We start from the raw sequence: 21,054 nt of genomic DNA, 5'->3' as shown, positions 1-21,054 counted from the left end.
GGCTGCACTGCAGCATATGCCTTACTGCTGTACCTGCAGTGATACAATCATCGATTCCTTTGCATCGCCCAGTCTGACACCCGAGACCGGGGCCGCATCGCGGTAATCCAGACCTGATCCCAGCCGGATGTAGCGCTCATCCGGGCTGATACAGTTTGACACATCAAAACCGACCCAGCCCAGCCCCTCGACATGGGCCTCGGCCCAGGCGTGGCTGGCATCCTGATCAATCCGGTCGTCCATCATCAGATACCCGCTCACATAACGCGCAGGAATGCCGGCGGCCCGTGCAGCCGAGACAAAGATCTGCGCGTGGTCCTGACACACGCCGCCACCACCGGTCAGAGCCTGTTCGGCGGTGGTCGTGGACCAGGTTTCGCCTGTCTGGTAGGGTGCCGCGACGATGATCGAACCCGAAAGCGCATGTAGCGCACTCAGTTTGTCTGAGGCATCTCTGAGCCCGTGGGCAAGGGCGGTGATGCCCTCGCCGGGAGTTGTCAGTTCAGTCTGCGTACAGAAATACCACAGCGGCGCGGGGCCATAGACCGGCCCGAGTACCCCGGCAGTATTGATGGTCTGCACTTCACCTGAGGCTGTGATGGTAACCGCCTCCGACCCGCGCCCGGCGGACACAAGGTGCACGGTTGTGCCGTTGTGATCAAGGTAGGACGTCTCGATGTCTCCGCCTTCAATCGTGAGATCCCAGCTCAGTACCTCCTGCATGTCCCAGTTGCGCGGGGTCAGGCGGACCTGCTGCAACCCGTAATCCACAGGCTGGTCATAAGTGTAATGTGTCGAATGGCTGACAGTCAGCAGCATGGTAAATTTCCTTCAGCCAATGAACCTGTAGTCTTCTTCGATCTGCGCTGCGAGGGTGTTGTTGTCGCGGATGAATCCGCTGATGTATTCGTGCAGGCCGGTATCGAACACCTCGTTGATGGTGCCGGACTTCAGCCGGCGCCGCATTCTGTCGGCCATGTCATGGCTCCGGTGACGCATGTCGTATTCATCCGCCAGATAGGCGAGGTTCTCTGTGGTCTGTTTCACGCAGAAGGCCAGAGACCGGGGCAGACGTTTGTCAAAGAGCAGGAATTCGGCAATCGCCGTGGCGGTCATCTCCTGTTCGTCGAGCCAGCGGAAACACCTGTGCGCCGAGACCGACCGCAGGATCATCTCCCACTGCACGTTGTCCAGCGAGGAACCCACCGACGAGGCAGACGGCAGCAGCGTGTAGTATTTAACGTCGATGATCCGTGCGGTGTTGTCGGCGCGTTCGATGAATGTGCCGATGCGCGCGAAATCATAGATATCATTGCGCAGCATGGTGCCGTAGAGCGCCCCGCGCACCAGGGCACTCTGTTTACGGATCAGCGCCAGCGTCGCGGGCAGGTCGATCGGTGTCACCGGCTCTGACAGGTGATCGCGCAGCGTCATCCAGTTATCGTTAACCGCCTCCCAGACCTCGGTGGTCAGGGCCGTACGCACCAGACGCGCATTGTCGCGCGCCGCACCTGTCACCGAAATCACGCTTGAGGGGTTATCCTCATCACGCAGCAGATAGTCGATGACCTGCAGGTCGGTGAAGCTGTCGTATTTTTTGCTGTATCCGGCCTGGGCGCCCGAGGTGGCAACCACGGATTTCCATTCGCTTTCGGTATCTTTCGATCGTGTGAGCGCCATCCGGAACCCCGCCTCGAGAAGGCGCGCGGTGTTTTCACTGCGTTCCAGGAACCGGAACATCCAGTAGAGGCCGCCTGCTGTTTTGCCGAGCATATCAGTCCTCCAGAACCCATGTATCTTTTGTACCGCCGCCCTGGCTTGAGTTTACCACGAGCGATCCTTCGGTCAGTGCCACGCGTGTCAGCCCGCCCGGTGTGATGTCCACACCCTTCGGGCTTACCAGCACATAGGGGCGCAGGTCCACGTGCCGTGGCGCCAGCCCCTGATCCACAAAGATGGGCACCGTTGAGAGCGACAGCGTCGGCTGCGCGATATAGGCGCCCGGTCGTGCGATCAGCTTTTCGCGGAAGGCTTCAAGTTCCTTTTTGCTGGCTGCCGGGCCGACGAGCATGCCGTAGCCACCCGAGCCATGCACCTCTTTGACCACCAGGTCCTTGAGATTATCGAGCACGTATTTCAGCATTTCCGGCTCTGCACAGCGATAGGTTTCTACGTTGCGCAGCAGGGCCTTTTCACCAGTATAAAACTCAACGATCTCAGGCATGTAGGAATAAATTGCCTTGTCGTCTGCGATGCCCGCCCCCGGGGCGTTTGCGATGGTAATACCGCCCGCGCGGTATACATCCATTATACCCGGCACGCCCAGAAGACTCGTCGGGTTAAAGCTCAGCGGGTCGAGAAAGTTGTCATCAATCCGCCGGTAGAGTACGTCGATCACCTTATAGCCCCGCGTGGTCCGCATCGCGATGCGCCCGTCCACGACCCTCAGGTCATGCCCTTCCACCAGCTCCGCACCCATCTGATCGGCGAGAAAGGAATGTTCGAAATAGGCTGAATTGTGAATGCCAGGCGTGAGCACGGCCACCGTCGGTTTGCCGGTGCAGGCCGGCGGCGCGCAGGCTGCCAGTGATGCCCGGAGGTTTTTGGGGTAATCGCTGACCGGCTGCACTTTAATTCTGGAGAAAAGCTCGGGAAACATCTGCAGCATCGTCTCGCGGTTCTCCAGCATGTAGGAGACGCCTGAGGGTGTTCGCGCATTGTCTTCCAGCACAAAGAAATCGTCCTCACCGGTGCGCACGATGTCGGTGCCCACGATATTGGTGTAGACATTGCCGGGCGGGGAAAAGCCCATCATCTGCGGCAGGAAGGCCTCGTTGTTGGCGATCAGCTCTATCGGGATCCGCCCTGCGCGCAGGATTTCCTGCCGGTTATAGATGTCGAGGATAAATGCGTTGATGGCGCGCACCCGCTGGTCGATCCCTTTTGACAGCCTTGTCCATTCACGGTTCGACAGGATGCGCGGCACCAGATCAAACGGGATCAGCCGCTCCTGTGCTTCGGCGTCGCCATAGACGTTAAACGTGATGCCTGTGCGCCGGAAAAAGGCTTCCGCCTCTTCGGATTTCGCCTCGAGGCGCGCCGCATCCTGGCCGCTGAACCATTGCTCATAGTCCTGATAGGGAGGGTGCGTTGTCCCGTCCGCGCGGAACATTTCATCGTAGTGCTTTTTTGTATCTGCCATAGCGCGAGCATACCGGACCCTTGCCCGGCTACAACCACCTGACGGATTTCATTTGCCCGGGCTGCGTTTGCACGGGGGATTGCCCAAATTATCATCGTTGTCGCCGGCCTCTGAAAGCTGCCACCTGACGACCTCTGTGGTCTGCGGCGGGTGGTGCGGAACAGAGCATTGCGGGGCGCGAAAAAGGCACTGGACAGCAGGCCGTCAACCCCATAGAACCGCGCTCACCCAGCCATGCAAGTGGTTCCCGTGCCCGGGTAGCTCAGGGGTAGAGCAGTGGATTGAAAATCCTCGTGTCGGTGGTTCGATTCCGCCCCCGGGCACCATCCCTACAGGTAAACATCTGTTTCCCTTCAGCTTTAACTGGAGCTGACTGGAGCGGTAGTACATGCTGGAGAACAATTCGTGCCCTTTCACATTTGTAAAACGAGGGTTTTTCTACTTCACACGCAGGGTCCCAAGCGACCTGAGACGACACTATACGAGCAAGAAAATATCCTTTTCGCTCAGGACGCGATCAAAGGTCGTGGCAAGATCACGAGCATTAAGAGCAGCCCAACAGCTTGATGAGCATTGGTACCACCTTCGCATTCAGGATGTGGACGTCCCGGGAAAGCATCTCCTTCGCATGGGTCTTGGTCGACAAGCAGACAATGCGCACATTGCTTCAGATGGCGGGGCAGCAAGCACAGTAACGCTTACGGAAGCCGTAGCTATCTATCTGCGCCTCAAGGGTCTGGGACGACCTGCGACCTTCCATAGGGCAGCAGAACGCTCATGTGGCTATGTCATCGACGCTTGCGGAGACAAAGGCCTGACCGAATACACCAAGACTGATGCCAATGCCTTCAGAGATGCGCTTCTTGCCAGAGGTCTTACAGGGAGTAGTATCACTCGCATATTTGGCACCGTCCGGTCGGTCACCAACTTCGCGGCTTCCGAGACAGGGATCAGTCTGAACAATCCCTTCACAGGGGTCTACTACGACCGCAAAGCTGGGGTTGAAGATCGGCAGCCACTTCCCATAGGGGGACCCGTAATGGCCACTTGCTGAACAGGGGACCCGTAAGGGATACCTCATGGGGCCTCCCCCCTCTGCCCCATCAGCAAGCCCGGGATGTTTCAGGGGTCGCATGTCTGAGCGGTCTACCTATTAGCCTCGCGACCGCATTTTCCCCCATCCCTGATGTTCAAAGACATGATGGCGCAACTGGGTATCACCAACAGAGCCAACTTCAACAGAACGATCCGCAAGCATGAAGCCTTCAGGGAAGCTATGGCGGACTGTGGTGCAACTGAGGTCGCATCGACTGGAAGCCGCTACAACGATGCCTTCAGCATCACCTTCAGCCCCGATCCTGACGCGACATACTTCAGGGTCATCTGAGCCAGAAAAATGCGAGAGCCTTATCAATAGCGAGGCTCTTGCGATTTCCCCCCATGCGCTTGGTGGGCCAGAGGGGTAGCTGAAGCGATCTGTAGGGGTATCTGCAGGGGTCAATGTGAGTACGCCCGCGGAACCGCACTGAGGCTGTAGGGAGCGCTGAGGGGCTGTAGGGGTCATGGTAGAACAAATGGTAGTACAAAACGCGCCTGTTGACCGTCCAACGCCCCTGCTGCTACCCCTTATTTGGCTGACGGGAGACCGGAAGAGGGTGCCTGTAACGGGAATAGAACACCGCCCCCGGGCACCATCCCTTCATCTATCCCTGTGGTTTTACTCCAGCTTTTAGCAACTGCTTGGAGCCGTAGACCATGTCGGAGTCCATTTCACTCACATTCATCTTCGTAGAAGACGGTGTTTTTTTGCTTCAGTCGTCGCATCCCGAAAGAGCTGCTTCGCCACTGTTCGTCGCCTCGGATTGCTTATTCGCTGCGTACTCGGTCAGGAAAGTTCGCTGATCCCTGCTCGGTCACTGCGGTCAATCAGAAGAATTGATTTGGTGGAAATTCGGTGTACTGTCAAAGTGTATACCTAATCTGCTCTAACCTTCCGGAGTGCTTTTCACCGGTATGATGCCCAAACGAACAGAATACGAAGAGGGCAGGATCATTCCGCTGACCCTCTCCGCCCAGGTGGTGGACCGGTTGCGGAACTGGATTTTGCTGGGCGATCTGGCCCCGGGCGAGGTGCTGGTGGAACGGGTGCTTTCCGAAAAGCTGGGTGTCTCGCGCACGCCGATGCGTGAGGCGCTGCAGTTGCTGGGCCGCGAAGGGCTGATCACCATCACCCCCAACCGCCGGCCGCGGGTGGCCAGCCCCGGCCTGTCCGACATTCTGGAGCTTCTGGAGGTTCACCGGCTGGTGGAGGCGCACGGCGCGCGCCTCGCCGCGAAGCATATATCGCAAGAGGCTCTCACGGATCTGCAGCGATTGCTTGATGAGATGGAGATATCCGGCACCCGGCGCGGTGAGCTGGAATTCTTCGAGCTGGACATGGCGTTTCACAGGCAGATCGTCGAGGCCTCCGGCAACGCGACTCTGATCGAGACGCACAGCCTCCTTAACGCACGCCTCTACCGCACCCGGTTTCTGTCCACGCAGTCGATCAGCGGAAGGCCTCTGATGCAGGCCCAGCACACGCAGATCCTTAAGGCACTGCGCGCGCGGGATGCTGACCGTGCTCAGGCAGGTGTCGAAGAACACCTGCATCAGCTCGGGCGAAACATAACGGCGATTTTTAACGAAGCATCAAAGGAAAAAGGCACGGGCCCGCAGCCTGGCAGGACCAGCTGACGCAAGACCCTGGCCGGAGGAGACGACAAGGAAAGACGACAAGTTTCAAACTGGGAGGACGATAAAAATGAAATTTTACGGAATACGCGAAATCGCGGGCTGCGCCACGCTGGCCGGTGGTCTGATGCTGTCCACGGCAGCCTTTGCAGGGCCTGAAAACGTCGAAGGGCCCGGGCATGATCCGGCGTGCTTTGCACCCTGGAACGACGAGATCAAATACATGCAGTGGGAGCCGCGCGACGGACCGCACAAGATCGCGGTCGTCAACGGGTTCGTCGGCAACACCTGGCGCATTCAGATGATCCAGACCGCCAAGGCCTTTGCCGAGCAGGAGGATATCGCCTCGCAGATCGAGGAGTTCAAGGTGGTCTCAACCGGCACGGACGTTGCAGCACAGCTGGGCGCCATCGAGGATTTCATCAACCAGGGGTTTGACGCCATCGTGACGATCGCGGTCTCGCCCGAAGGTTTTGATCGGGTGATCCGGCTTGCTGACCGCAATGACGTGGTGGTCGTGCCCTTTGACAACGTGCTCGACACCGACAAGGTCATGCAGGTCAACGAAGACCAGCTCGAGATGGGCCGGATGTACGCGCGCTGGCTGATGGAACAGCTGGGCGACAAAACCTCCGGCAAGATTCTCGAAGTGCGGGGTCTCCAGGGCAACTCGGTGGACCGCGACCGGCACATCGGTTTCCGCGAACTCATGGAGCCCTCGGGTGACTGGGACATCGTCGAGGTCGTCGGCAACTGGGATGACGGTACAGCACAGAAAGTGACCGCTGATGCGATCGCCGTGCACAAGGAGTTCGACGGCGTGGTCGTACAGGGCGGCACCACCGGTGCGGTCCGCGCGATGCTGGATGCCGGCCATCCGCTGGTCCCGATTGCCGGTGAAAGCGAGAACGGCTATCGCAAACTGCTTGCTGAATACGGGCCGCAGGGTCTTAAAGGCACGTCAATCGGGCAGTCGCCCGGCATGGTCGCCATCGCGATGAAGGCAGCCCTCGCAGCTCTTGACGGCAACGTCATGCCACAGCTGATCTCTGTGCCGATCCCCTTTGCTGATTACGACGAGATGGAAGCCGGCAAAAACTTCTGGCCTGATCTCACCGACAACTTCTTTACGGTGAATGAATTCCCGCCCTGCGGCGTGAACATCACAGCCCGCGAGATCATGGCAAAGTCGGCTGATAACAACTGATCACCTGATCAGATAAAACTTCTTTGCACCGCGTCCCGGCGCGGTGCAGAGTTTGTGGGCAGCAGAGACGGGATTAAGGGCTTTTATGACACCTGACGGCCAGACGGACGACGGCCTCAAAACCGCTCCTTCCGCACATATGTCTCTGACAGGAATTACGAAACGCTACGGCGGAGTGACGGCCCTGGAGAATGTAAACTTCTCCTGCGATCTGGGCTCGATCCATGCTGTGCTCGGTGAAAACGGTGCCGGAAAATCCACGCTGATCAAGATTATGTCGGGCGTTGTGACCCCGGATGAGGGGCGGATGATGCTTGACGGCAGAGAGGTTACCTTTTCGGGACCGTCGGCCGCAAATGACGCGGGCATCGTGTGCATTTTTCAGGAACTGTCGCTGATGCCCGACCTCAGCGTGGCAGATAACATCATGATCGCCGATCCGCCGCGCCGGTTCGGTCTGATCGACAAAAGAGCCCAGAACAGGCGCGCAGAGGAGTTGCTCGCGCGGATCGGTTGCGAGGATGTGAATCCGCTCAACAGGGTGCGCGATCTGCCGCTTTCGCGCCGCCAGATGGTCGAAATTGCAAAGGCACTGGCCAAAGATCCGACCGTTCTGATCCTTGATGAGGCGACCTCGGCGCTGACGGCCTCGGATGTGGAACGCGTCTTCGAGATCCTGCGCAGGCTGCGCGATGACGGTATTTCTATCCTCAGTATTTCACACCGCATGCACGAGATCGAAGCGGTGGCCGATATGTGCTCGGTGTTTCGCAACGGTCAGAATGTGGAAACCTTCCGGCAGGGCACGAGGTCCGCTGAGGAGATTGTTCAGATGATGATCGGCCGCGAGATTTCGGCCCATTTCCCGCCCAAGCCGGACAAAGACCTCACAGCACAGGGGGCCGTGCCGCCGGTCCTGCAGGTCAGAGATTTCGCCTGGGAAAATGTCCTGCAGGGTATCGATCTCTCGGTGCGAAAAGGCGAGATCGTGGGGCTTGGAGGGCTCGACGGCCAAGGTCAGAAAGAGCTGCTGCTGGGGCTTTTCGGCGTGCTCAAAAGCACCTCCGGCACGATTGAGATCAATGGCAAACCGGTGAGCATCCGCTCGCCCATCGATGCCAAACGCGCCGGCGTGGACATCGCCCTCGTGCCCGAGGACCGCAAAACCGAAGGGCTCATGCTGCCCATGTCGATCTCCGATAATCTTGCGATCGCATCGCTCAGCCGGGTGTCTAACGGCGTCATGCTGGATCAGAACGCGCTGGACCGTTCCGTCGCTGAGGCTGTCCGGCGGATGCAGATCAAAATCGGCGATAAATCCGATGCGGTTTCAACCCTCTCAGGGGGCAACCAGCAGAAGGTTGTCATCGCCAAGTGGCTGATGACAGACCCGAAGATCATTCTGCTCAATGACCCCACCCGCGGCATTGACGTTGGTACCAAACAGGAAATCTATCTGCTCCTGCGCGAGCTTGCGAGAGAGGGGGCCGCAATCGTGCTCTATTCCACAGATTACGAAGAACTGATCGGCTGCTGTGACCGGGTGGCTGTCATGTATGACGGGCAGATCGTGCGCGAGCTTGCAGGGCCGGAGATCACCGAACGCAACATTATTTCCAGCGCCCTGAATATCGAGGAAGCCGCCCAATGAGCCATACGCGAAAATCTGATCTGTCGATCATTCTGCGCCAGAGGGCTCCGCTGATCACAGTGATCGCGATATTTCTGCTGTTCTATGTTTTCTACAACAGCAACCACCCGCGTGGCTTTTCCACCGCTGTCTATATCCAGAATGCCAACGAGGTCTTTGCGCTCGTGATGGTCGCCATGGCGCAGACGGTACCGGTTCTGATGGGCGGGCTCGATCTGTCGGTGGGGGCGGTGATGACACTGGTCAATACGCTGGCCAGTCACCTGCTCAACGGCAGCCCGCTCGAGATTATTTTCGGCTTTATAGTCTGCCTTCTGACCGGGGCGCTTTGCGGTTTCGTGAACGGCTGCGTGGTGGTCTACGGACGCATTCAGCCGATCATCGCGACACTCGCAACGGGGGCGATCTTCATGGGGCTGGCACTATTTCTGCGTCCGACACCGGGCGGTGACGTAGACGGGGATCTGGCCTGGGTGATGACCAATGATCTCTATGAGATCGCCGCGACTTACGGGTTTTTTGAGAACGGCGAGGCGGCCTGGTTTCAGCCGGTCGCCTGGCTCCCTGTACCGGCACTTCTGCTGGTTATCGTGGCGCTTTTCGTCTGGGTGCCGTTTTCGCGGTCGGTGACGGGCAGGACCGTCTATGCGATCGGTTCGGGCGAAAGTGCGGCCTATATGTCCGGTCTGCCGATTGACCGGGCCAAGATTGCGGCTTTCACGCTGGGTGGGTTTTTTGCGGGTGTCGGCGGCATATACCTGACGCTGCAGACCTCCTCGGGCAATGCCGATATCCCGCAGGCGGGGGCTTATACACTCAACTCAATCGCAGCCGTGGTGATCGGCGGCACATCTCTGCTGGGCGGGGTGGGCACGGCGATCGGTTCTATATTCGGCGCGCTGGTTCTGCGCACCATCTCTTTCAATTTTCGTATTTTCGACATCGATCCGCTGCTGCAGCCGCTTTTTGAAGGCGTCGTGTTGCTGGGGGCGGTCAGCATCGGTGCTTTGAGCGTCTTACGCATTAAAAATACGCTTGAGCTTTTCAGGTAGCAATCATGACAGCAACCGACACCATGCCCAAAGTGAAAAGCCGCCTCTGGACGCCGGAGAACAAGCCCATTGTGATTGCCTCCGGGTTCATCGTGGTGATCCTTGCAATCGGCACTGCCTATACGCTGGTGACCCAGGGCACCGCGACGCTTCTCTCGCCTGGTTACATGCTGCAACAGCTGCAGGTGGGTTCTTTTCTGGGCATCGTCGCGGCCGGTATGATGCTGGTGATCCTGCTGGGGCATATCGATCTCTCGGTGCCATGGACGGTGGCCGCCTCGGCGATGATGGCTACGGCTTTTGGCGGGGCTGCAGCGCTGCCCGTCGGGCTCAGCGTGGGCCTCGCGGTCGGTCTGGTGAACGGGCTGGGGGTCGCCTATCTGCGCATCCCTTCGATGATTTTCACGCTTGGGGTCAATGCGGTGATGCGCGGCCTGATGGTCGCCTATACCGGGGGCTTTGCGCCGCAGACGGCAGCCACGCCGCTGATGCAGTATCTGGCCGTCGGCAAGATACTCGGTATCCCGGTGGCGCTCTTTGTGTGGGCCGCCGTCTCGGTGGTGGTCGTCTTTATCCTGCGTAAAACGCCGGTGGGACGATATATTTTTGCCATCGGCAACCGCGAATCCGCGGCATATCTGGCCGGCGCGCCGACGCGCTGGGTAATTGTTTTCGCTTTTGGCCTTTGCGGGATGATGGCCGGGCTCAGCGGCACGCTGCTCGCCGGGTATTCGACCAAAGCCTACCAGGGGATGGGGGACGCCTATCTTCTGCCCGCCATCGCCGCTGTTGTGATCGGTGGCACGCATATCCTCGGCGGCCGGGGTCGGTATCTCGGCACCCTTGTGGGGGTTATTCTTATCGTGCTCCTGAACTCGGTGCTGTCGATCATGCAGATGCCGGAAGCAGGCCGCCAGGTGATCTATGGTTCTGTGATTATTCTCATGCTTCTGTTCTACGACAGGGGCCGGCAGGAACGGCAATAGGAGGCGACACCATGCTGATGCCCGAATTCGAGGTCATCGATCCGCGCTTTACAAAATACGTGATGCAGAATGTTCATATGGAAACGCTTTATACCGGGACCCGCTGGGCCGAAGGGCCGGTTTATTTTCCCGCCGGTAAGTATCTGCTCTGGTCCGATATCCCCAACAACCGTGTGCTGCGCTATGACGAAACCGATGGCGTCGTCTCTGAATTCGCCACCGGCTGCGGGTATCACAACGGACACACGCGCGACCGTCAGGGCCGGCTTGTGTCCTGCGAGCACCAGGGTCGCAGGATAAGCCGGATCGAATTTGACGGCTCGGTGAGCACGCTGGCCGCTGAGTATGAGGGCAAGCGCCTGAACTCCCCCAATGATGTGGTGGTGAAATCGGATGGCAGTGTCTGGTTCACCGATCCGACCTATGGCATCGACAGTGAGTACGAGGGCGACAGTGCCGAAAGCGAAATCGGCGCCTCACTGGTCTACCGGATCGATCCGGAGAGCGGCGCGGTCAAAGCCGTCGCCAGCGATTTCGTCAAACCGAACGGGCTGGCCTTTTCGCCGGACGAAAGCCGGCTCTATATCGCGGATACCGGTGCCACCCATGTGGAAAACGGACCGCATCACATCCGCGTTTTCGATGTCTCAGCTGATGGCGCGCTGTCCGGCGGAGAGGTCTTTGCGGAATGCGGAGCGGGTCTTTTTGACGGTTTCCGCCTTGATCTGGACGGCAACATCTGGACCTCTGCGGGTGACGGGGTGCATTGCTACACGTCTGAAGGCGACCTTATCGGCAAAATCCTCACCGGTGAGGTTGTGGCCAACGTCGAGTTCGGCGGGATCAAGCGCAATCGCCTCATTATCTGCGCCACCACAACGCTGCGCGCTGTCTATCTGAACACGCAGGGCTGCTGAGCCCCTGTCGGCGCGCGCAGAGGCTGAGACATAACCTATTCCGGATCAAGTCCGTCGCGATAGTCATTGAGATCGGCATCGACCGAAGAGGGGGCCTCAATCCAGCTTTGCAGCGGCGCGCCGGTGACCGGATCAAGATCGGGTATCGGCAGCATCATAATGCGCTTGGCCGCCGCGCGGAAATCCTCGCGGGTGATGAACTCTTCCTGGATATTGTCCCAGTCCCGCCCGTCCGGATAGCCGCCGACCATCAGGTTGTCGTCGGAGTTCCCGACCATTTCGTGCGAGACCCCGGCGGGCATGACGACCACATCTCCGGCCTCTACGCGGATTTTCGTGCCCCCTTTGCCAAAGATCACGATCTCCATCCAGCCCGATGCGCAGCCGAGGCATTCATGTGTCGTCGAATGGTAATGCGCGTAGGTATAAATGCCCGGATACCGCCAGTTGTTGAGCCAGCCGTTCGACCGGAACCGATCCAGCAGTGCCTCCTCGCCGCCACCCGGCACTCCGTTTCGATGCACAAGAAGCGGAAACCTGCTGTTCGGTATCCGGTCTGTCGGGCGCGAAGTGTAGCTTTCCGGCGTTGTCATATGGATCCCTCCACTGGTGTTCGCTCTCCCGAGGCTAGCCCGACAGAGCATATGTGCAAAGAAGAGTTTCTGAGCGGCAGGGCGCGATCAGCTTCCGGTCGGGTCTTCCGGGGGGCTGAAAGGCCCTCCGTCTCCGGCCCTTATGCAGGTGCATCAGCCTGCGGGTCGGGAAAGAGGATTGCGGATATGTCTGACGCCCGACTGTGCGGGTGTCTCTGATGGCTTCGGTCAAATTCGTCTGGCGGAGGGGGCAAACGTCCGGCAGAGTACCACCTGCGCACACCCGGCCCGAAAGGATCACGACAGATGAAAGATGCCCCATCAACGCTGCACGGCGGCGCTCTTCTCACGCAATGTCTGGCAGCTCAGGGCGTGGAACGTGTCTTCTGTATTCCCGGCGAAAGCTTTCTGGCCGCCCTTGACGGGTTGTATGATGCGAATATCGACGTGGTCGTCGCCCGCCAGGAAGGCGGGGCTGCGATGATGGCCGAGGCAACGGGCAAGCTGACCGGCCGTCCCGGCATAGCCTTTGTCACGCGCGGACCGGGCGCCACCAATGCCAGTTCAGGCGTGCATGTGGCCTTTCAGGACAGTACGCCGATGATCCTTTTCGTGGGCCAGGTCGCCAGCGACCAGCGCGACCGCGAAGCCTTTCAGGAGGTGGATTACCGCGCCATGTTCGGGCCACTAGCCAAGTGGGTGGCACAGATCGACCGTGCCGACAGGATCCCCGAATATATCAGCCATGCCTTTCACGTGGCGCAGTCGGGCAGACCGGGACCGGTTGTTCTGGCACTGCCGGAAGACATGCTTTCCGGGCCGGTGGAAGGCGCCGCGGTTGCTGCAGCGACCCTCCCGTCGGGCAAAGCCGCAGAAGATGACCTGAAAGCTGTCGTTAATAAACTGGCCGCAGCACAGCGCCCGATGGTGATCGTCGGCGGCGGAGGATGGGATGGGCACGCGGCCAGGGCGCTTGGTGCTTTTGCGGCAAAAATGGGCCTGCCGGTTGGTGCCTCGTTTCGCTGTCAGGATTATCTGGACAACCGGCATCCGAATTACGTCGGCGATGTCGGGATCGGGATCAATCCGGCGCTCGCGGAGATGGTGCGCGAGGCGGATGTGATCCTTGCGCTTGGCGCACGGCTGGGCGAGATGACGACCTCCGGCTATTCGCTGCTGACCCCGCCGGTGCCCGACCAGCAGCTGATCCATATCCACGCGGACCCCTCAGAGATCGGCCGCGTCTACCGCCCGGCGCTGGCGGTCGTGGCCCGGCCCGGCCCGGTGATACAGCAACTGCTTGATCTGGCGACAGACCGCGACGGTGGCGACCGGCTGACCCGCGCCCGCGCCTCTTACGACGCCTGGCAGGAACCGCAGGAGACACCCGGCGCGCTGAAAATGGAGGAGGTCATCGCACATCTGAACGCGGTGCTGCCCGATGACGCGATCCTGACCAACGGGGCAGGCAACTACTCGGCCTGGCTGCACCGGTATTACCGGTACCGGGGCTGGCGCACGCAGCTTGCGCCGACATCGGGGTCGATGGGCTATGGGCTGCCCGCCGCCATTGCCGCCCGGTTACAGCATCCGGACCGGGAGGTGATCTGTCTCGCCGGTGATGGCTGCTTTCAGATGGTGAGCCAGGAATTCGGCACCGCCTGCGATCAGGGGGCATCGGTGATCGTGATCATCTGCGACAATGGCATGTACGGTACGATCCGGATGCACCAGCAGCGGCACTACCCGGGCCGCCCGTCGGGAACCATGATGAAAAACCCTGACTTTGCAGCGCTGGCGAGGACTTACGGCGGGTTTGGCGCGACGGTGACGAATACGGCAGAATTCGCACCCGCTTTTGCTGAGGCGCGCAGCAGCGGACTGCCCGCGATCCTGCATCTGAAAACGGATCCCGCCGCCCTGTCCCCGAAGCTGCGGCTCGAAGGCAGTTGACCCGGGCGGCCCTGATCTCGGAGCAACGGGCGGCCCAGGGCCCGTGGCCAGCCGGGTAACCTGTCAGCGAAGCGCAAAGGCGACAAGCGCAGCGATCAGGGCGGCGTTGACCGCAAGCACCGTCCAGAAAACCCTGTGATCTTCGGTGAGCCGCAGAAACCGTTTAATCATAGCGGAACCTCTCTGACAGGATGCGGTCGGAAGAGACACCTGACGCCAGAAGTGTTTCTTCGATTGCGGTCATCATCGCCGGAGGGCCGCAGAGTACAAAGAGCCAGGTGTCGAACTGATTCTGATCAAAGGTTTGCGCAATCAGTCCAGCGTCGATCAGTCCGACCGGCCCTGCCCATGTCTCATCAGGTTCGCGCAGCACGAAGATCACATCGGACATATCAGCAAGCGCCCGGGCCTCGAGTTCGTCCCTGAAAACGATCTGATCTTCGGTGCGGTTGCCATAAATCAGGACCGTCCGGCGCGGATCACCGGACCGTTCAAGCTCGCGCTGGATGCTGAGCATGGGGGCAATGCCCACGCCTCCGGCGATCATGGCGATCCCCGGCTCGTGCCGGTCCAGGACTGTCAGTGTGCCATAGGGCCCGTCAATATATGCTCTCTCGCCAACGCGCACTGTTTCGAGCGTCGAGGTGAAATCGCCCAGTTCTTTGATGACAAACCCCAGATCAGGCCCGGCGGCGGGTGCCGAACTTATCGAAAACGGGTTTTCGTTCAGTGAAAATGGCGATCGGCCGATATTAAGCCAGACGAACTGCCCGGCTCTGAACGCAACACCCGGGTGCCCGACGGGTGAGATCGTGACGCCCCATTGACGTTCGGAGAGCTGTTCAATCGCGGATACCCGCCAGGGGTGCAGTCTCTGCCAGAGCGGTTTAACGACATAGACTACGAACAGCGAAGACGCCGCAACTGCCGTCATCACCACCCACATCGCGACCATGACGGGATCTGCACTGTAACGCCCGGCGTACAGCGTGTGATGCAACAGCAGGCCGGCGATCAACAGCGCGCCGAGCCCGTGCGTCAGGCGCCAGAACTCATATCTGTACCCGAGATCGTCATGTTTCATTGAAACGATGACAAATGCAGGAAGCAGCACGAAAGCCGCGACGCCGGTAAAGAGCGCAGAGAAATCACCCGAAAGAGTGAGCTCGCGCGTCGGATCCCAGGGGCGGGCGGGCCCGGGCAGCCACTGGTAGGCAAAAGGATGCAGCAGAGCGAAGGCCAGCGCAGTGCGCGCCATCAGCTGGTGAAAACGGATGGTCACATCGAGCCCGACCCCTGACGAGATGATGCGGAACCTGCCGGACAGAACGAATTCCGCAAGGATCATCGCAAAGGCAAGCAGTCCGAGACCTGAGGCGATATCGTTGCGCACGCCTCGTGGCGGCATGCCGGACGCCCAGGACAGAACCAGCGGCAGGCAGGCCGTTGCGAGATAGAAAAGCACCAGCAGGAGCGGAGCATGGCGGGAATGCAGCGCCATTATGAGCTCCGGGTCGCGCTGGTGGACGACATTGCTCTGTCCGGTAGCGCTTCAGCAGGTATCATGAGAGGGCCGGCTGCACCCGTCTTGCCCGGGCGGCGAAGGCCTGTGTCCCGTGGTGCCGGATCAGAAGATGCGGTGGAAAAATCGGTCACATACACTGTGAATATCCCGGATGCTGGGTTTGAAGACAGGATCGCCAGCGCATATTGATACCAATGCAGGGGTACCGGCATTGATCAGGATCATCCGGGCCCGGAATGACCGGTTCCCGTCCCGGCACATGACAGGCTGCGGGGCATATGGGGGCGACAGACAGGCTCAGCCCTCCTGCGCGACCGATCTCCTGAAAAGCAGCAGGCTTACCACGAGAAGCAATGCACCAAGCAGCGCCATCCAGATAAATTCCGGCCAGACCGTCTCAACCCCGGCACCCTTGAAAGCGATGGCCTGGCTGGCTGCCATATAGTGGCGGGAGGGCAGCAACAGTGTCCCGGCCTGCAGCCAGGCGGGCTGGCTTTCAACCGGGGTCTCGCCCCCGGAGAGCATCAGCATCGGCAGGATCGTCAGCATTACGAGGAGCGCAAACTGCGCCATTGAGCGCGCAAGCGTTGCCAGAAAAACGCCAAGGGCAGTAGCTGTGAAAAGAAATAATGCCGTCCCCGCCAGAAAGAGCATTTTTGACCCGGCAATCGTGACCCCGAGCGCGCCCTGCATGACAAAGAAGAGTGACAGGCCGGTCGCCACAAGCACGACAGCGGCATTCGCCCAGATCTTTGCCATGGCGATATCAAAAGGTGCGAGAGGCATGGCGAGCAGATGCCCGATGGTTCCGTGTTCGCGTTCCCGGATCATCGCCGCCCCGGTGAGGATGGTGGTCAGCCACATGATCTGACCGATCAGGGCGACGATTCCGGCAAAACGGACGGTGTCACGGTTTGGGTTGAAAGCGCTGTGCACAATAAGGTCGACGGGTTGGGGGCTGACCAGATCCGCGCCGATGGAAAAGCGCCTGAGCTCAGCGCTCAGAATGCTGGTGATATAGGTCGCACCGATCCCGGCCTGTTCCATTGCGGTTGCATCAATCAGGACCTGAAGCCCGGGCGCGCGACCTGCGCGCACGTCCTTTTCAAAACCGGGAGGCACAGCAACCACGAAGAGGAAATCGCCTGCATCCATCCGCGTGGCACCAGTGCCCGGCAGGATCGGAACCACAGGCTGAAACTCAGGCGGAAAGAACGCTGCGGCAAGGCTTCTAGACAGCTGGGAGTTGTCTTCATCAGCAAATGCGATCGAGGCATTGTTTACCGATGTGGCAACACCCGTCGCTTCCATCACAGGAGAGAGCGTGAATGACCACAACAGCAGCGCCATCATCACCCGGTCGCGGCGCAGGCTCATCATCTCTTTCAGACCGAGCCAGAAAATACAGCGCACCCGACGCATCATTTGTCCTGCGAGCGAAGCGAGAGCGCGGCGAGGCCTGTAAAGACGGGCCCGAAAAACGCCAGTGCCAGGATGTCCGGAGTGAGCGCCTCCCAGCTCAGACCTTTGGTAAAAGCGCCGACGCTGAGGTGGAGAAAGTATGAAGACGGCCAGAGCGCGCCGATCGTCCGGGCGGCGCCTTCCAGCGTCGATACCGGCTGCAGCAGACCGGAAAACTGGATGGTTGGCACAACAGAGGCAATCGCCGTAGCAAAGGTTGCAGCGACCTGACTGGAGGTCATAGTCGCGATCAGCAGCCCGAAGGACGTGGTGGCCCAGATATAGAGTGCTGCACCGGCAGCCAGCGGCAAAGGGTTTCCTTTCAGTGGTACATCAAAAAGAAACACGGTCATGGCGGTCAGCAGCAGAAAGTTCGCGTAAGCGATGATGATATAGGGCATCTGCTTGCCCGTCAGAAACTCAAGCCGGGTGGTCGGGGTCACATAAAAGTTAGTGATGGAGCCCAGCTCACGCTCCCGCGCGACGCTGACAGCCGTCAGCACCGCAGGCAGCATGATCAGCAGAATTGCGGGCATTGCCGGCGCCATGGCGGCGATACTTTCAAAGCTCTGATTATACCTGAAACGCGGCTCAATGCGCGCGATCTGCGCGGGCTCAAGGCCGCGCTCAACCGCCTGAAGCTCCAGAAAGGTCTGGTGCAGCCCGGCGACATATCCTTCCGTTGTCTCGCCTTTGAACGGGATCGCGCCGTCGACAGTCGCCAGAACCTCCGTCGCCTCGCCCGCACGCACCCGACGCCCGAAGTCGGGGGGCAGTTCCACAACCAGTGAAACCTCGCCCGATCTCAGCTGACTGCGGCCTTCCGCAGCGCTGGTCACTGCTGGCCCCGGCGAAAAATAGCGGGATCCGTCAAATTCCGCGATGTAGGCGCGGCTTTCGGGGCTCTGAGACAGATCCAGAACGGTATACTTCAGCTCATCGATATCCAGCGTGATGCCGAAGCAGAAAACAAGCATGAGGATGGCGGACCCCAGAAAAGCAAAGGCAAGTCGCACGCGATCGCGCAGAACTTCGACTGTCTCACGCCGTGCGTAGGCGAAGGCGCGGGTCAGGCTGCCCTCCGATGAGCTTTTTGCAGTGCCGATCGTAAGAACCGGTGCGACCACCCGCGAAGGGGGGGCAGCAGCCTCCAGAACGGAGATAAATGCCCCTTCCAGGTTCTCTGCTTTCTGTGCCGCGATCAGGGCGTCCGGCGTACCCTCAGCAAGGACGCGGCCTGCGTGCATGAAAGACACGCGGTCACATCTTTCAGCTTCGGCCATGAAATGGGTGGAGACGAAGATTGTCACACCCTCATCACGCGAAAGCTCAACCAGCAGTGCCCAGAATGTATCCCGCGCTTCCGGATCAACCCCGGATGTAGGCTCATCAAGGATCAGCACGCGGGGCCGGTGAATAACCGCGACCGCCAGGGACAGGCGCTGTTTGATGCCAGCCGGCAGGGTCGCCGCAAGACTGTCAGAATGCGCGTTCAGACCGAAGCGTTCTGTCAGCGCAGTGATCCGGGCCTGCTGATCCCTGATTTCGAAAATACGGGCATGCAGGCGCAGATTCTGCTGCACCGTCAGTTCTCCGTAAAGCGAGAACGCCTGGCTCATATAACCGATGTTGCGGCGGGTTTCCGGATCGCGGGCATCCACCGGTTCGCCAAAAAGGGACGCCTCGCCATCGCTGGTGGGCAGCAGACCTGTCATCATTTTCATCGTTGTTGATTTGCCGCAGCCATTTGACCCCAGAAAACCGAAAATTTCGCCGCGATTGATCGAAAAACTGACCTTGTCGACAGCCGTAAAATCGCCGAACCTGCGTGTGAGCCTGTGCGCGATGATCACAGGATCAGGAACTGTCGCGCGGGGGAGGGTGTCCACCGGCAAAGCTGCATCCTGCGCGCCCGAACGCTGCAGGCGGTAGGCAGACTCAAGGGTATCGGCACTGCCCCTGAGCGCATCGGGGCTGCCCTGAAACAGTACCCGGCCCGCATCCATTGCGACAATACGGTCAAAGCGCTCCGCCTCGTCCATATAGGCCGTCGATACCAGAACCGAGAGGGACGGATTATCCTCGCGGATTGCCGCGATCATGGCCCAGAACTGGCGCCGGGAAAGCGGATCAACTCCCGTCGTCGGTTCGTCCAGCACCAGCAGTTGCGGGTCGTGGATCAGTGCGCAGCACAGGCCCAGTTTCTGTTTCATTCCGCCCGAAAGCCGGCCCGTCAGACGGTCGGCAAAGGGCACCAGCCCCGTCGCAGACAAGAGTGCGCTGATCCGGAGGTTGCGCTCCTGTTCATTCTGACCGAAGAGCCGCGAAAAGAATTCCAGGTTTTCCCGCACGGACAGTTCCGCATAAAGATTGCGTCCCAGACCCTGCGGCATGAAAGCGATCGCAGGACAGATAAGCTTGCGGTGCGCATGATCGTCAATTGCGCCGCCGAGAACCCTGATCGTTCCGGACTGAAGCTTTCTGGCGCCCGAAATCAGGCCCAGAAGCGTTGACTTGCCGACACCATCAGGGCCGATCAGCCCGATCAGGCAGCCCGCAGGCAGATCCAGCGACAGATCATCAAGCGCGGTGTGCCTGCTGTACCGGTGCGAGACACCACGGATGCGGATACCATCGGCCCCGGCAGTCATTCGAACAACTCAGGCGGAATGCGCCTTTCAAGCGCGTCGGGCCAGGCGCTGTCAGGACTGAGGCGGATTACGGCGATGCCGCGCAGGCCGGTCTTTACGTGCCTGATGCGTTCGCGGACCAGATCTTCGGGGATACGCACGCGCACACGAAAGACCAGCTGTTCACGCTCACTCAGGGTTTCGACCTGTTTTGGCGTGAACTGTGCTTCGGGCGATACGAATGTGACCTGCGCCGGAATTGCATAGTCCGGCAGCGCGTCCAGCACGATACGTGCCTCGGCGCCAACAGGCAGCAGCCCAGCCTCCCGGGCGGGCAGAAAGACGTCCATATAGATGTTCTGCAGGCTCAGAAGCGTCAGGATCGGCCCACCGGCGGGCACAACTTCGCCAGGTTCGGCAAGGCGATAGAGCACACGACCTGCCACCGGCGCTGTGAGAGAGCTGTCCTCGATCTGTGTCCGGATCCGCCGCATCTCTGCCTGCGCTGCAACGATCCGGCTTCCCTCGGTCGCTACCCGTGCCTTTGCAGCGCCCAGAACAGCGTCAGCGACCTGAAATTCGGTATCACGATCCTCAAAGAGAGTTTCGGGAATGTTGTTGCTTTTCAGCAAAGCGGTGGCACGCTCCAGTTCATGCGCCGCGCGGCGCTGTTCGCTCTCGCGCTGTACCACGACTGCCTCGGCTTCGGCTTTTGTCTGGCGCGCCAGAGCAACTTCGGCGGCAGCCCGATCCAGCGCCGCAGAAAGCTCGTCTGTATCCATCCGGACAAGCACATCTGCGGGGGAGACCATGCTGCCCTCCGTGGCCAGAACCTGTGCCACGCGGCCCGCCACCGATGGCGCGATGTCGACCTGTTCTGCCTCAATCCGGCCATTGCCCCGGACAAAGCCAGGTGGCAGTGCGCCGTTATCTTTCTGCAAGACCATGACTGCCGTGGCGCCTGCAATTACAAGCGCTGCGGCGATCAGAGCGATGTTTCTCCACTGTTTCATGCGTTTCCATCCGCTGTCAGGGGCCGTGCGAATTCTACTGCCCGGGCAACCGGGCCGTTTTGCGCTGGATCAATTCGGTGCGGTCAGGAGGCGCGCGAAACCTGGTATTGCATGTACGGGCATCGCTGATC

18 protein-coding genes and 1 tRNA gene are annotated in these 21,054 nt (G+C 59.9%); 11 read left to right on the top strand and 8 right to left on the bottom strand.

Annotation, left to right across the window (positions count from 1 at the left end; genetic code table 11):
* Positions 1-21 precede the first annotated feature (21 nt).
* Genes G3256_RS15040 through G3256_RS15030 form a run of 3 tightly spaced genes read right to left on the bottom strand, consistent with a single transcriptional unit; the run spans position 22 to position 3,202 of the window.
* Positions 22-819 carry a transglutaminase family protein gene (locus G3256_RS15040; RefSeq protein WP_169641599.1) on the bottom strand — a complete coding sequence of 266 codons (798 nt, stop codon included), beginning with the start codon at positions 817-819 and terminating at the stop codon, positions 22-24.
* A gap of 12 nt (positions 820-831) precedes the next feature.
* Complete coding sequence (locus G3256_RS15035; protein WP_169641598.1) at positions 832-1,773, bottom strand: alpha-E domain-containing protein; 942 nt, start codon at positions 1,771-1,773, stop codon at positions 832-834.
* 1 nt (position 1,774) lies between these two features.
* The gene (locus G3256_RS15030; RefSeq protein ID WP_169641597.1) at positions 1,775-3,202 is read right to left on the bottom strand and encodes a circularly permuted type 2 ATP-grasp protein; all 1,428 of its coding nucleotides are present in this window, start codon (positions 3,200-3,202) and stop codon (positions 1,775-1,777) included.
* A 251-nt stretch (positions 3,203-3,453) separates the two neighbouring features.
* On the opposite strand from G3256_RS15030, the gene G3256_RS15025 reads away from it, so the two are divergent.
* The 10 genes from G3256_RS15025 (at position 3,454) to G3256_RS14990 (ending at position 11,748) form a co-directional block, all read left to right on the top strand.
* Positions 3,454-3,528, top strand: a tRNA-Phe gene (locus G3256_RS15025).
* 62 nt (positions 3,529-3,590) lie between these two features.
* Positions 3,591-4,256 carry a DUF6538 domain-containing protein gene (locus G3256_RS19360; protein WP_343044363.1) on the top strand — a complete coding sequence of 222 codons (666 nt, stop codon included), beginning with the start codon at positions 3,591-3,593 and terminating at the stop codon, positions 4,254-4,256.
* Positions 4,257-4,403: 147 nt separating this feature from the next.
* On the top strand, positions 4,404-4,589 hold the full coding sequence (locus tag G3256_RS15020) for a hypothetical protein (RefSeq protein ID WP_206040752.1): 186 nt from the start codon (positions 4,404-4,406) through the stop codon (positions 4,587-4,589).
* 411 nt (positions 4,590-5,000) lie between these two features.
* Positions 5,001-5,141 (top strand): DUF6538 domain-containing protein, encoded by a 141-nt coding sequence (locus G3256_RS19420; RefSeq protein WP_425501487.1) that lies wholly within the window; start codon positions 5,001-5,003, stop codon positions 5,139-5,141.
* Positions 5,142-5,215: 74 nt separating this feature from the next.
* Complete coding sequence (locus tag G3256_RS15015) at positions 5,216-5,938, top strand: GntR family transcriptional regulator (RefSeq protein WP_169641595.1); 723 nt, start codon at positions 5,216-5,218, stop codon at positions 5,936-5,938.
* 67 nt (positions 5,939-6,005) lie between these two features.
* Positions 6,006-7,142, top strand: coding sequence for a sugar ABC transporter substrate-binding protein (locus tag G3256_RS15010; protein WP_169641594.1), 1,137 nt, complete (start codon positions 6,006-6,008; stop codon positions 7,140-7,142).
* Positions 7,143-7,227: 85 nt separating this feature from the next.
* The gene (locus G3256_RS15005; protein ID WP_206040751.1) at positions 7,228-8,793 is read left to right on the top strand and encodes a sugar ABC transporter ATP-binding protein; all 1,566 of its coding nucleotides are present in this window, start codon (positions 7,228-7,230) and stop codon (positions 8,791-8,793) included.
* Positions 8,790-9,845, top strand: a complete 1,056-nt coding sequence (locus tag G3256_RS15000) for an ABC transporter permease (protein ID WP_169641593.1) — start codon at positions 8,790-8,792, stop codon at positions 9,843-9,845. The genes G3256_RS15005 and G3256_RS15000 overlap by 4 nt, the downstream gene beginning before the upstream one ends.
* A 5-nt stretch (positions 9,846-9,850) precedes the next feature.
* Complete coding sequence (locus G3256_RS14995) at positions 9,851-10,831, top strand: ABC transporter permease (protein WP_206040750.1); 981 nt, start codon at positions 9,851-9,853, stop codon at positions 10,829-10,831.
* 11 nt (positions 10,832-10,842) lie between these two features.
* Positions 10,843-11,748: an SMP-30/gluconolactonase/LRE family protein gene (locus tag G3256_RS14990; RefSeq protein WP_169641592.1), complete on the top strand. Its 906-nt coding sequence runs from the start codon at positions 10,843-10,845 to the stop codon at positions 11,746-11,748.
* Positions 11,749-11,783: 35 nt separating this feature from the next.
* On the opposite strand, the gene G3256_RS14985 is transcribed toward G3256_RS14990, so the two are convergent.
* Positions 11,784-12,341 carry a cupin domain-containing protein gene (locus G3256_RS14985; RefSeq protein ID WP_169641591.1) on the bottom strand — a complete coding sequence of 186 codons (558 nt, stop codon included), beginning with the start codon at positions 12,339-12,341 and terminating at the stop codon, positions 11,784-11,786.
* Between the two features lie 306 nt (positions 12,342-12,647).
* Here G3256_RS14985 and G3256_RS14980 point away from each other — a divergent pair, with 306 nt between their 5' ends.
* Positions 12,648-14,294: a thiamine pyrophosphate-binding protein gene (locus G3256_RS14980; RefSeq protein WP_169641590.1), complete on the top strand. Its 1,647-nt coding sequence runs from the start codon at positions 12,648-12,650 to the stop codon at positions 14,292-14,294.
* Between the two features lie 163 nt (positions 14,295-14,457).
* Here G3256_RS14980 and G3256_RS14975 read toward each other — a convergent pair whose 3' ends face one another.
* The 4 genes from G3256_RS14975 to G3256_RS14960 all read right to left on the bottom strand — a co-directional run bounded on the left by G3256_RS14975 (position 14,458) and on the right by G3256_RS14960 (position 20,923).
* On the bottom strand, positions 14,458-15,795 hold the full coding sequence (locus tag G3256_RS14975; RefSeq protein WP_169641589.1) for a ferredoxin reductase family protein: 1,338 nt from the start codon (positions 15,793-15,795) through the stop codon (positions 14,458-14,460).
* 321 nt (positions 15,796-16,116) lie between these two features.
* On the bottom strand, positions 16,117-17,241 hold the full coding sequence (locus tag G3256_RS14970) for an ABC transporter permease (protein WP_169642463.1): 1,125 nt from the start codon (positions 17,239-17,241) through the stop codon (positions 16,117-16,119).
* Positions 17,241-19,931, bottom strand: a complete 2,691-nt coding sequence (rbbA, locus tag G3256_RS14965) for a ribosome-associated ATPase/putative transporter RbbA (protein ID WP_169641588.1) — start codon at positions 19,929-19,931, stop codon at positions 17,241-17,243. Before rbbA ends, G3256_RS14970 begins: the two co-directional genes overlap by 1 nt.
* Positions 19,928-20,923, bottom strand: coding sequence for an HlyD family secretion protein (locus G3256_RS14960; RefSeq protein WP_169641587.1), 996 nt, complete (start codon positions 20,921-20,923; stop codon positions 19,928-19,930). The genes rbbA and G3256_RS14960 overlap by 4 nt, the downstream gene beginning before the upstream one ends.
* Between the last annotated feature and the right edge of the window lie 131 nt (positions 20,924-21,054).

This window comes from Roseobacter ponti, from assembly GCF_012932215.1.
Taxonomy (GTDB): Bacteria; Pseudomonadota; Alphaproteobacteria; order Rhodobacterales; family Rhodobacteraceae; genus Roseobacter; species Roseobacter ponti.
The sequence above is the reverse complement of the archived record's forward strand: the minus strand, read 5'-3'. Positions and strand labels throughout refer to the sequence as shown.